Source organism: Sinorhizobium sp. BJ1, from assembly GCF_002531555.1.
In the GTDB taxonomy this organism is placed as follows: Bacteria; Pseudomonadota; Alphaproteobacteria; order Rhizobiales; family Rhizobiaceae; genus Sinorhizobium; species Sinorhizobium fredii_B.
Map to the genome: position 1 here is coordinate 13,820 of NZ_NWTH01000022.1, position 12,258 is coordinate 26,077.

Genomic DNA, 12,258 nt, shown 5'->3' on the forward strand with positions numbered 1-12,258 from the left:
ACAGTTTGGCAGAACTGTACCTCACCGTATCTGGAAGCGCCAGCCGCCTGCGCAGATACAAAACCGATACAGTGCAAAGGAGCAGGGCATGCACAGGATGACGAGCGGCTGGATGAACGGAATGGTGGGTGTGCTGATTTTCAGCGGCTCGCTGCCGGCGACGCGGATCGCGGTGATGGATTTCGATCCCGTCTTCCTGACGGTGGCGCGCGCCACCATTGCCGGAATACTCGCCGTCTGCCTGCTACTCGCCTTCCGCGAAAGGCGGCCGCAGCGCGGCGATCTCCTGCCGCTCGGCGTCGTGTCGCTCGGCGTCGTCGTCGGGTTTCCGTTGTTGACGGCGCTGGCGCTGAGGCACGTGACGTCGGCACATTCGATCGTCTTTGTCGGGCTGCTGCCGCTGGCAACGGCAATCTTCGGGGTGCTGCGCGGCGGTGAGCGGCCGCGCCCGGCCTTCTGGCTGTTTTCCGGCCTCGGCAGCGCCATCGTCGTCGGTTTCGCGCTTCGCCAGGACTTTTCCGCCTCGCCCGTCGGCGATCTCCTGATGCTTGCCGCCATTCTCGCCTGCGGACTCGGCTATGCCGAGGGTGCGAAACTGTCGCGCAAGCTCGGCGGCTGGCAGGTGATCTCCTGGGCGCTGGTCCTGTCGCTTCCGGCCATGCTGGGGTTGGCCCTTGCGACCATGCCGGTGAGCTTCGACGAATCGCGCCTCGCCTCCTGGTTCGGCCTCGGCTATGTCTCCGTCTTCAGCATGCTTGTCGGCTTCATCTTTTGGTATCGCGGCCTGGCGCAGGGCGGCATTGTCGCCGTCGGGCAATTGCAATTGCTGCAGCCATTCTTCGGGCTCGCTCTGGCCGCGACCCTGCTCGATGAAACGGTGAGTTGGACGATGCTCGCCGCGACGCTCGCCATCGTCGCCTGCGTTGCCGGCGCGAAGAAATTCGCAAGCTAACGGCCGGGCGGTCGCAGGATGCCCCTCTCCCATCACCCTACAAATGGTGTCCTGCCCGAACGCTCGATGTTAGTGTCCTAGCGAGAGGAACTTCCAGCCGGACGGCGCGTTGCACCGGATGGGAAACGCGTCCGGCCTCGGACGATTGGGGGAGGCACTCACTGATGATCAGGCATCTATTCGTAGCAGTCATGCTGTCCCTGTTTGCGGGCACGGTTCAGGCCGATGAATCGGCCTTTCTCGGATCGCTGGAGGGCCAATGGGCCGGGGGAGGCATGGTGAGGGTTCGCGTCGACAGGACGCCGATCAACGTCTCCTGCAATTTCGATTCGCAAGCGACTGACGTTGCGCTTTCGCTGAAAGGCACATGTCGGGGCCTCATCGTCGTATCGCGCTCGATCGGCGCCGACCTTCAGTTTACCGGTGTCAACTATAGCGGCACCTATGTCGGACCGAGTGGCCGCAAGTCGACGCTGATCGGCAAGCGCCGTGGCAGCGCCATCAATCTCACCATTCATTGGGCGAGGGAAGTGAACGGCGATCGGCGCGCCAACCTCACTTTGCAGAGGGTGGGCGAGAACGGCATGAAGCTTGTAACCGTCGACGTCGATCCGAGGACCGGTAACCGCGTCGTCACCAGCGAGATCAATCTGCAGAAGAGGTAACTGACCGAGGATCTCCGATGGCGCCCCGCAGCGCCGCTCCCCGAAGTTTGAACGTCAAATTACGCCCCAGCCGCGATAGCGGCCCCTGCCCGTTATCTCGCGCACTCCCAGTTCGCGCACCAGATTGAGCGCGCCGCGTTGGGTGACGCTCAGATGCCGGGCGATCATCGCCGTCGAAACAATCGGCCGGGAAAGGACGAGATCGATCAGCCCCGGAAGATTGCTGTTGGAGCGGCGGTCCTTGATGCGCATCTCCATCTGCGTCCTTGCGAGCGACAGCCGGTCGAGTTCCTTCAGGCCGAGATCAGCTGTCACCGCCATCGCCTCCAGAAAGGCGCTGAGGCGTGTCAGCCGGTCCTTCGAACGGCGCCGCTCATGCCGGATGGTCTTCAGCCCCGAATTGAAGGCCAGCACATGCGAGGCGACCTTGCCGCGAGAGCGCAGATAGGCGCCAACGAGAAGCGAGCCTAGCCAATGCTGGCGACGCAGCGGCTCGACCCTCTCCCAGGCGTCATAGAGGACCGCAGCGCCAAGGCAGGCGGGCAGTTGATCGGCAGCGACGAGAACGCCGCGCCAGGCATCGAGCCGAGCGGCCTCGTCCCATTCCTCATCGAAGAGCAGGCCCAGCTGGCCCGAAGGCTCCGCTGCCGGCCTCTCCTTCGACATGGCGGGATCGGCTTCCTGAAGGCTGCCTACGTGAAAATCCAGAAGCCGCTGCGACCGTGAGAGGGCGGCATCGAGTTCGGCGAACTCGCTGGCGAGCGGATTCCCATCGTCCGCCAGTTCGGGCGTCTCGTCGGGGCCCGTGTGAGCGTTCGGGGCCCCGCAATAGTTCTCATTCGCCAGGGCTGCGCCCGGCTCTCCCCTCAGCGCATTCAACCCGGGCGAGGTCAATGCCCAGCCGGGTTCGGCCAGCTCCAATCGGCGCCGCACCCGCAACACCGCGTGGGCGATCGTCAATTCGTGAGAAGGGGCTCGCGTATCCATGTGCGAATCATGTAAAACCAGATCCTCGACATGGACGAGTTCGCCCGCCACCCAGAGGGCCGCCGCTGCGTCGAAGAACTGCCCGCGTTCGCGAAACCCATCGGCAACAGCGTGGCGGGAAGCGCGTTCATCGAGCCGGGCGAGCCCGTCCTCCGCGGCGATTATGCCCGGAAGCAGCGTTTGATGAAGCGGATCGGGAGTCTCGTATCTCATTAAAAAGACGAAGCCTTTCGCTGAAACGGAAGCTAACACGCTATTTCCTTCCGTCACAGGGCGACGCGATATTACCCACCGAAATTTCGCGCACTGCGTCGCTTGTCTCCATAAATGTTCAATCCCCGGAACTTTAGCTGGTCGCGGCCGGCAAAAAGGCGCCTTCTGGGTTAGTTGACAGCTGTCAACAGCATCGATCCGGCCCCTCTCGCCGGTGCACCTTGATGTTGGAAGAGACGAAGTATTCCAGCCGCTCCACTTTCACAGCCCTGCGACGCCAAGTTGATCGTTGTTGACAGCTGTCAACTTAGACACTTTACGGCACTGCCAGCAATGCTCCCCTCCCCGGTTGCCCAGGCGTAGCCACGTCTCCCCGAAAGCTGCGCGACTCCGCACCTTGCCATCTGTCGGCAATTCCTGCTTTAAGACCCCACGGGGTTTGATCGATTGCCTGCAATATCCTCGCCGCTCTCCCCGGAACGCCGTTCTGCACCGTTCGGCGTTGGGCGCTTTCCGCAGGCACAGATACGAGAGAAGCAATAGTCCATGGCAAGCGTTCTGACGGCAAGCGGCGGGGTCAAGCAAGTGATCTGCATCAGCTGGGGGACCAAATATGGCGCGCCCTTCATCAATCGGCTCTATGCCATGGTGGCACGCAACATAACGCCGCCCTTCACCTTCACCTGCTTCACCGACAGCCGTGACAACCTCCGCCCGGAAATTCTCTGCGAGGACCTGCCGCCCCTCGATGTCGAGATGCCGAAGAACACCAAGGGCATCTGGCCGAAAGCCCGCCTGTGGGGACCGAAGCTAGGCAGCCTCAAGGGACCGGTGCTGTTTCTCGACCTCGACGTGGTGATCGTCGGGTCGCTCGACAGCTTCTTCGAAATCGGCGGGCCGGATGACGTGGTGCTGGCCGTCAACCAGACGACGCCGTTCGAGCGGCTCGGCCAGACGTCGGTGTTCCGCTTCCCGGTCGGCAAGCTAGTGCCCTTGCAGGAGAAGTTTCGCGCCGATCCCCAAGGCGTGGCGGATGAATATCGTTTCGAACAGCGCTTCGTAACGCGCAACGCGCCGGGCGGGGCTAAGTTCTTCCCGCGTCGGCACGTCCTGCATTTCCGCCAGGATTGCCGCTGGCCGTTTCCGCTGAATTACTATCTGGCGCCGCGCCTGCCCGCCGATTGCCGGATCGTTCTCTTCCCGCGCGGCCTGCTGCCGCAGCACGCGATCGACGGTCAGTTCGGCTACAAGGGCCGCGCCGCGACACCGCTCGGCCATTTATGGGGAATGTTTTCTGCCGAGCGAAGGGAGAAGAACCCGTTTCGCTATCTGCGCCATTATATTCGCCCGACCCCCTGGGTCGCTGAGCACTGGCGCGAGTGATCGCCAGCCCATGTACTGTTGACAGCTGTCAACACGCTTGGAGACCACATTCACGCGCGGATGCACAGGTCACCCGGAAAGGAAAGCGGACGTGCCGCTAAACAGACTGGTTATCTATCCGCGAGATATCAAAGGCTCGCTTTTACGAGAAACACTTCGGCTTCAAAGTGACAAGGTTGCCCGCGACGGAATTGTCGAGCTGTTCGCCTCGGATGGCGGTGCCAACATCATGATTCATCCGGCCGCGAAAGGGCAGCGGGATGGTCAGTCCGTCATCAAGCTTGTCTTCGACGTGGCGGATGTCGAGGCTTTCTGCCGGCGATCTGCAGAAAACGGTCTCGAGTTCGGTCCAATCCACGCGCGGACGGCTATTAGTTCGCGAATACGAAAGACCCCTGCCAAAACGCCATATCGGTCTCCAGCCGAGCTTTTCGGAACGCGGACTGAAAACTTCGACTATGCGCATGTCTCGCCAAATTGAAGCAGATTTAAGGATGGAAACATGCAGCAGTCTAACGTGCACAGCGACCTTTGTGTGTCTGAAAAGTCGCTCGGCGCTGTAGGTGAGGGGCTCACCATCATCGGAAGCTGAATGGCTGAAATTCCGGGCCCGATGTAGCGGAAGTAACTGCCGAGTTAGCTTCCGTGTAGTCCACCGGACCGCTTTCCATCAATGCGTTACGATAACGGCAAATTTGTTAAGAAGAGGTGTCGGATCGATGCGGGCCGACTTCTTGCATAAGAAATCGTCGATGCTTTACAGCGGCAAACGAATGGTATGAGAGCACTCCGCATATGCAGTCGCGCGAGTGGCCCTGCCCTCCAAACAGCTGTCGTCGTCCTCTGCCCTGCCCTATCGTCCCTGCGCTAACTTGTCATCGGTGCGCTCACCCTCCTAGCCTGAGACAGGGCGCTGACCATAGGTGCCAGCGAAAACGCTTGCTTCCTTGCGCGTCGGGTGAGATCCCGCAAATATCCGCCCGGCGAGTTGATCTGATCGGCTCTTTCGAGAATGCAGGCCATGACAGCTGCGGCGTTCTCGTAACCAAGGACCGAGCAGGCATCCTCATAGGCGTCGGCGCTTACCTCCAGCATGGTGCGCACGACAATGGCCGCGGTAATCAGGTCTTTCCAGTTCGCGACACGGCCGGACGGTCCGTAGTCGGCAATCTGCGGGCAGGCCTGAAGCACCGCCGGCAAGGGGATCTGGCGGCGAGGGCGGTCGATGGAATCAGTCGGAGGAATGAACCTGTTCAGCGCCAGGGGAGGGTCTCCGCAGCGCCTCTGGTGAGGCAGGTTCGAACTGACAGTGGCTCTTTCGGTTTGGCACGGGTCGTCCGCCAAACCAATCCCCTCGCCTTTTCCCAAGCTCGGTTCAGATTCAAATTTAGAGTCTGGGTCTGAATTCTGTTTGTGCCATCCATTCTGGTGATCATTGGTAGCCGTTTTTTGCGAATTCAGCAATATTTCCAATCGATTGGTAAGTTCGTCACGGAGCATTGCGAGTTTGTCGAGGAGGGCTTCGAAGCATCCGACCGGCGCATTGCGCGGCAGGCTGGCGATCAGCTGATGAAACTCGGAATCGAAGTCTTGGCAATCAACGTCCGGGCTGATCTCGCGGCTGAGTTCGAGCAGCTTTGTTATGTCGCGCCGGCAGAGGCTTAGTCGTTCGCGAACGAGTCGGAGATGCTGTTTCTCGGCGGCGAGTTTGGCGGCTGAGACCTTAAACTCTTCGGCCCGTGCAAGCAGTGGCGCGAGGTCGAAACCGAAGGCTTCGCCAATCGTGCCGTTGCGGCTCTTGCGGGCGTAGCGCTTGCCGTTCGGGCTGTCGCGCCTGACAATCAGGCCGGTCTCGACGAGGCAGGCGAGATGCCGGCGGAGCGTCGTGCCGGCCATGCCATGCGTGCGAAGCGAGAGCTGTGTATTCGAGGGAAAGACGACGAGGCCGTTTTCGCTCGAGAGTTCGGCACCGGGATAGAAGCTCAAGAGAGCATTGAGCACGGCAAGTGAGCGATCGGAGACGCCGATCTCCGACTTCGCTTCACAGACGGTGCGAAACAATTTCCATTTGTCGACCGACTGCTTCGGCGGAATATCGCCGGCAGCGATCTGCCTTGCGAGCATGCCAAGCGTCATCGCCCGGCGCCCGAAAGGCGTCGTCACACTTCCACGTTCCATTTCTCTTCACCTTTTCCAAGGCAAAAGAAAACCGTTCGCCGAAACGACGCCAAAAGGGCTTGACACTGATTCGCGGAAATGGGAATCTCAAGTTGCTACACGAGAGAAGGGTTTCCGCAGCGCTAGTCGTTCGGAAGCCTTTTTCTTTTGCTCTGCTTAATCTCCTGTTTCCTGTTGGTATTCGAGGTACAGAGCATCAAGCCTCTGCCTCACGAATTCTGCGAACCCCGGTGCCGCCTTGTTGCTGAAAGCAAGCGTCGTCTCCGTATCGGTGTCGCGGATGCGTACGGGCCGCGTCCGGTCCGGCGCAAGCCAGGTCTCGGCTCTAGCCCGAGCCTTGGTCTCGGTCAGAAAGGCGAAGAGCGTTTCGAACCGTCGATCACTGTCCATCTCCGAAAACGCGTTTTGTCGGACATGAGCGAGCGCCTTGGCGCGACGTCCGTCGTTCTCAAGCCGGTCGGCCAGTTCCATCCAGCGCCGCCGGCCGAAGGCGGGCGCGGCACCGATCGCCTCGATGACCTCTACCGGCAAGCGGCGCACGACGGTGATCATTTTCGACAGCGCCGCCTTGTCGACACCGAGCGCCGACATGATGGTTTCACGCGAAAAGCCGCGGTCCTCGAGCCGCACCGCGAACAACGACCGCTCGATGTAGGAGAGGTCGGTGCGGGCGTTGTTCTCCTGCCCCTGGGAGATGACGAGCTGCTCGTCGCTCAGCTCGCGAACGACGGCCTTGACCTTGCCGCCGATCTCGCGCAGCGCCGCCAGCCGCCGGTGGCCGTAAGCCACCTGATAGCGGTTCTCGAACTCCGGATGCGGTCGCACCAGGATCGGCACCTGTTGTCCGTGGTCGCGGATCTGTTGGACCAGCGCAGCCTGCGCTTCGGGCGTGACGCCGAGCCGGTCGATAACGAAGGAGGCATCGATCGTCGCCGGGTCGAGCTCGACGATCGCGTGACCTTGCGCCAGCTGGCGCTCCAGCTCCTCGGCCCGCTCAACCTTCTGGGTGATGTTGGTCAGCGATCTGGTGATGCCGCCGACCAGCCCATTGGTCCGGTGCCCCGGCGCAAGCCCTGCGATCGGGCGCTCGACAACCGGCCGTTCTCCGTCGAGCGGAGCGGCGGGGCTATCGGAGATGCCGATCAGGTTCTTGCGGGCCATCGATTACTTCCTTCCCCAGACACTGCCGATCATCTCTTCGATCTCGGCATTGACGAGCGAGAGGGAATCCATCGCCCGGTCATAGGTGCCGCGGATGAATTGCGACCGCTCGACCTCGTAGAGCGTCTGCTTCGTGACGCCGGCATCCGAGATGGCGGTCGATTTCACCATGGCATTGTGCAGCATGCGGTTGCCGAAGATCGCCCGCATGAAGCCGGTCATCTGGCTCTGTGGGCCGTCATTCGGTTCGAAGCGCGTCACGAGGTAGCGCATCCAGTCATAGCTGGTGCGGCCGCCCGCCTTCTCTACGACGGCCATGAGTTCGCTCGTCATCGACAGGAACTGGGACATCGACATGACGTCGAGCATCTGCGGATGCACGGTGATGAGCGCCGACGTTGCGGCGCAGAGCGCCGACATGGTCAGGAAGCCGAGCTGCGGTGGGCAATCGATGACGACGATGTCGTAGAAGCTCTCGATCTCCGTCAGTACCTCGCCGATCCGCGCGAAAAACAGCGTCTCCGCCGAACCGTCGATCATGGCTTTCGGGGTCTCGTGCTCGAACTCCATCAATTCGAGATTGCCGGGGATCAAATGGAGATTGGTCGTGTAGGTCGAGCGCACCACGTCGGCGATCGGACGAGGGTCCTCATAACGAATGGCGCCATAAAGGGTCTCGGCCTCGCCGACGTCGAGCTCCGGCTGATGGCCGAAAAGCGCCGAGAGCGATGCCTGCGGATCGAGGTCGATTGCCAGCACGCGATAGCCGCGCAGCGCAAGATATTGCGACAGGTGCGCCGCGGTCGTCGTCTTGCCCGAGCCGCCCTTGAAGTTCATCACCGAAACGACCTGCAGCTTTTCGCCCGGCCGCCGGTGCGGAATGTATTTGCCCGTCTTGCTGCCCTCGTCGAGAACGCGGCGGATCCGCTCGATGTCCTCGACAGCATACATGCGCCGGCCGTTTGACAGCGGCTGCGGGCCGTGGCCTTCTGAGGCGATCTGGCGCAGATAGCCTTCACCGATTCCGATGAAGGCGGCAGCCTCCGCCGGGCTGAACAGCCGCATGGTTTTCTGAGCCGTCGGTGAGAAGATCTTCTTTTGATGTTCCTGCAGTTGATGCGCAAGTTCCTGAGCGTCGGCAGCCAGCAGGGAGGGCAAATGCTCCTGCTCGTCGACGCTCTGGACTCTCGGCTGCAACATCATGATCTCCGAAAACTGCGCAAAAATCTGCAATAGGAGCGAATCTGCGCAGTTATACTATGCGCCGATTCGTTGCCGATTGACAAACGCTTGGCAAAAAGACCCGTTTTGCTCCGCCGCCTCATGATTTCATGAATATCTCCGCTCAGAGTTGTCCGCGGACAACTTCAGCCGAGAGGTTGTCCGCGGACAACGAGGCGCCGCTATTCGAGGCACCTTGGCAGCGATTCATGCATAGCCCTCTGCGCGGCTTGCGTGCGGGATCCGGGGCCCTCGGTGGAAAAACACGAGGCCGAGGCGCAGGGGCTGTTGCCGGCGACGGAAATCGCTAAGGTGCCGGGCTGGTTATCAGCGAGGTCCCGGCCATTTCGAACGATCATCCTTTAGAAGACAGAGACCGCCCCGAGCAGCTGTCGCTGCACCAGAGGATCCTGAACGACGTTGAAGGGAACATCCTCTCCGGCGTCTGGCCGCCGGGCCATCGGATTCCGTTCGAGCACGAGTTGACGGAGCAATACGGCTGCTCCCGGATGACAGTGAACAAGGCGATCGGCGATCTCGTCAAGCGAGGCCTTATCGAGCGTCGGCGCAAATCCGGCAGCTACGTCACCTTTCCGCACGTCCAGTCGGCCGTCATGGAGATCCATGACGTCAGGCTCGAGGTCGAATCGCTCGGCCTCGATTACGGCTACAGTCTCGACGAACGCGTGCTGCGCAAGGTCAAGCCCGGCGATTCGGCGCGGATCGATCTTCCGGGTTCGGCGCGCCTGCTCGAAATCACCTGCCGGCATTTCGCCGGCGGCCGGCCCTTTTGCCTCGAAGAGCGGCTTATCAACCTTGCGGCCGTGCCGGAAGCCGAAACGGAGCCTTTCGATGCGGTCGCACCGGGCTCGTGGCTGCTCGGCCAGATCCCCTGGAGCACCGCCGAGCATCGGATCCGGGCCGTGGCGGCGAGCCGCCAGGCGGCACAGACCCTCGATATAGCGATCGGCACCCCGTGTCTGGTGATCGAGCGGCGGACCTGGATCGGCGGCGCCCCCGTTACCAGCGTACGGCTCACCTATCCCGGCGATCGGCACGAACTTGTCGCCGAATTCGCACCCGGCGCGAATGGATAAGTCGCGGCCTCGAGTAACCCTCCATTTTCAGATCGCATCCGTCAAAGCATGAACGCGCCGCGGCTCGCTTGCGCTTATGCTCGGCTAATTTGCGGCAGGGCGATGTGCTCTGGAAGGGGGCAGGCATGATTGCGAGCGGCGCAGCTGCGGATCTGCCGATGTGTGCATCGTCGGCGCTGGGCCGTTCGGCCTCGACGCTTCCGGCCGTCACCTTGGCGCTGAGGCTCGGCGCCCATCTTGCTGCAAAGCAGCATTCATAGCGCATCCGGCTCGTCCTTCCGCTTTCAACCGCCTCGCCAAGAAAAAACAGCAATCTCTGGCACTTTGCCTTCGAGAGGGGCATCCTATCTTCATAGAAGTGTCATCCTGGCAGAGGGAGGAACGCGGATGCGCTGCTTTACTGTACTCGGTCCTTCGCAGATCGGAAAATCCACGCTCGTGGAAAGGTTGGGCTCGCTGGAAGGCGAGCCGAAAAAGTCAGTTTCCCCGTACGGTTTATGTGTCACTGAATTCGATTTTGGCGGCGAGGCCTGGTGTGCTCTCGACGTGCCGGGCAACAACGAGGCGCTTGCCCATACGCAGGATGCATTGCTGGCGAGCGACGCCTGCGTTCTCTGCGTTTCGCCCGTCGTCGACGAGGCGGTGCTCGCCGCTCCCTATCTGCGGGCGATCGAGGCCTCGGGTACGCCCTGCATCCTCTTCGTCAACCGCATGGATGAGCCGCGCGGCCGGTTGCGCGACGTCGTCGCGGCGCTGCAGGACTATTGCACCCGTCCGCTGGTTCTGCGCCAAATACCGATCCGCGACGGCGACAAGATCATCGGCAGCTGCGACCTCATTTCGGAGCGCGCCTGGCGCTATCGCGAAGGCCAGACATCGTCGCTTTTCGAGATACCCGAAAGCACGATCGAGCGTGAACACGAGGCGCGCACCGAATTATTGGAGCATCTTTCCGAGTTCGACGACTGGCTGCTCGAGGAATTGATCGAAGACCGCGAGCCGGCGAGCGACACGATCTACGCGATCTCGACCCGGGTGCTCAACGAGAACAGGATCATCCCGGTGCTGCTCGGCGCGGCAAGCCACAGCAACGGCATCATGCGACTGATGAAGGCGTTACGCCACGAAGCGCCGCGCGCCGATGCGCTGCGCAAGCGCCTGGCCGCAGCCGCCGGCATCGACGAAGCGACACTCACGGCTGTCAGCTTCCACGCCTACCACCGGCAGAGTGTCGGTAAGACAGTCGTCGCCCGGGCGCTGCAGAACGGCGTCAAGCAGGGGGCGGTGCTCGGCGGCGCCGGCCTCGGCGCGCTCCACGACCCGGCAAGCGGCCGGGCGATGGCAAGCGGCATCACCGTCGCCGGCCAGATTTTCGCGGCGGTAAAATCGGATCACCTCACCGTTCCGGCCCTGCTGACGCCCCATGCGACTGTGGCCCCGCCAGCGTGGACGGCGCCGCCCACGCCGATCCTCGAGCGGATACTGGTGCCGGAAAGCGAACGCGATGAGAACAAGCTCTCCGAAACGCTGGCGAAACTCGCCGAGACAGATCGCGGCCTGACCGTCATGCAGGAGGAGGGCACCGGTGCGCAGCTGGTCAGCGTCCAAGGGCCGGTGCACCTGCGCGACATCTGCCGGACGCTTTCCGATGTCTTCCATGTGCAGGTCAGCGAGCGGCCGCCGAGCCCGGTCTATCGGGAGACGATCTCGAAGTCGGCGGAGGTGCATTACCGCCACCGCAAGCAGACCGGCGGGGCCGGCCAGTTCGCGGACGTCAAGCTGAGCGTCCATCCGAATGGCCGCGGTGAGGGGTTCTCCTTCGCCGAAACCGTCAAGGGCGGTGCAGTGCCGCGAAACTTCATCCCGGCAGTCGAAGCCGGCGCCCGCGAGGCGATGGACAAGGGCTCGCTCGGCTTCAAGGCGATCGACGTCGGCGTAATTTTGACCGACGGTCAGCACCATTCCGTCGACAGTTCGGAATATGCCTTTCGGACGGCTGGAAAGCTCGGGGTGCGGCAGGCGCTGTCGCAAGCCGCCGCCGTGCTGCTGCAGCCAATCTTTCGGGTGGAGATCCATGTGCCGTCGATCTATTCCGGCGCGCTCGTGCCGGTCGTCTCGACCCTCAAGGGCCAGGTGCTCGGCTTCGACCGCGACGAGGCGGCGAAGGGATGGGACATCTTCCGTGCCCTCATCCCCGGCAGCGCGTTCGAAGAACTGGCCCGATCGTTGCGATCGGCAACGCAGGGCATCGGCTATTTTGCCAAGAGCTTCGATCATTTCGAAGAGCTCTACGGGAAGGAGGCGCAGGCGATCATCCATGCGCATGGCACACATGTGAACGAGCATTGAGAGGCGAGGGGAGGAGAGGACGCGCAGTAGCCGCGATCACCAACACCACTAC

General features: G+C 62.0%; 9 protein-coding genes and 1 pseudogene. 6 read left to right on the plus strand and 4 right to left on the minus strand.

The window, feature by feature from the left end; genetic code table 11:
- Window positions 1-88: 88 nt before the first annotated feature.
- Window positions 89-952, plus strand: coding sequence for a DMT family transporter (locus CO676_RS23610; protein ID WP_097522862.1), 864 nt, complete (start codon window positions 89-91; stop codon window positions 950-952).
- Between the two features lie 164 nt (window positions 953-1,116).
- Window positions 1,117-1,617 (plus strand): hypothetical protein, encoded by a 501-nt coding sequence (locus tag CO676_RS23615; protein ID WP_014762947.1) that lies wholly within the window; start codon window positions 1,117-1,119, stop codon window positions 1,615-1,617.
- Between the two features lie 54 nt (window positions 1,618-1,671).
- Here CO676_RS23615 and CO676_RS23620 read toward each other — a convergent pair whose 3' ends face one another.
- Window positions 1,672-2,817: an RHE_PE00001 family protein gene (locus tag CO676_RS23620; protein ID WP_179875616.1), complete on the minus strand. Its 1,146-nt coding sequence runs from the start codon at window positions 2,815-2,817 to the stop codon at window positions 1,672-1,674.
- Between the two features lie 546 nt (window positions 2,818-3,363).
- On the opposite strand from CO676_RS23620, the gene CO676_RS23625 reads away from it, so the two are divergent.
- Complete coding sequence (locus tag CO676_RS23625; RefSeq protein ID WP_097522864.1) at window positions 3,364-4,200, plus strand: glycosyl transferase; 837 nt, start codon at window positions 3,364-3,366, stop codon at window positions 4,198-4,200.
- 91 nt (window positions 4,201-4,291) lie between these two features.
- Window positions 4,292-4,647: pseudogene (locus CO676_RS23630) on the plus strand (VOC family protein).
- A 420-nt stretch (window positions 4,648-5,067) separates the two neighbouring features.
- Here the strand turns inward: CO676_RS23630 and repC are convergent.
- The 3 genes from repC to repA all read right to left on the minus strand — a co-directional run bounded on the left by repC (window position 5,068) and on the right by repA (window position 8,736).
- Window positions 5,068-6,378, minus strand: a complete 1,311-nt coding sequence (repC, locus tag CO676_RS23635) for a plasmid replication protein RepC (RefSeq protein ID WP_097522865.1) — start codon at window positions 6,376-6,378, stop codon at window positions 5,068-5,070.
- A 156-nt stretch (window positions 6,379-6,534) separates the two neighbouring features.
- Window positions 6,535-7,539: a plasmid partitioning protein RepB gene (gene repB / locus CO676_RS23640; protein WP_097522866.1), complete on the minus strand. Its 1,005-nt coding sequence runs from the start codon at window positions 7,537-7,539 to the stop codon at window positions 6,535-6,537.
- Window positions 7,540-7,542: 3 nt separating this feature from the next.
- Complete coding sequence (gene repA / locus CO676_RS23645) at window positions 7,543-8,736, minus strand: plasmid partitioning protein RepA (RefSeq protein WP_179875623.1); 1,194 nt, start codon at window positions 8,734-8,736, stop codon at window positions 7,543-7,545.
- Window positions 8,737-9,149: 413 nt separating this feature from the next.
- Here repA and hutC point away from each other — a divergent pair, with 413 nt between their 5' ends.
- Window positions 9,150-9,857 carry a histidine utilization repressor gene (gene hutC, locus CO676_RS23650; RefSeq protein ID WP_097522867.1) on the plus strand — a complete coding sequence of 236 codons (708 nt, stop codon included), beginning with the start codon at window positions 9,150-9,152 and terminating at the stop codon, window positions 9,855-9,857.
- 387 nt (window positions 9,858-10,244) lie between these two features.
- Window positions 10,245-12,206 carry an elongation factor G gene (locus CO676_RS23655; RefSeq protein ID WP_097522868.1) on the plus strand — a complete coding sequence of 654 codons (1,962 nt, stop codon included), beginning with the start codon at window positions 10,245-10,247 and terminating at the stop codon, window positions 12,204-12,206.
- Window positions 12,207-12,258: the final 52 nt, after the last annotated feature.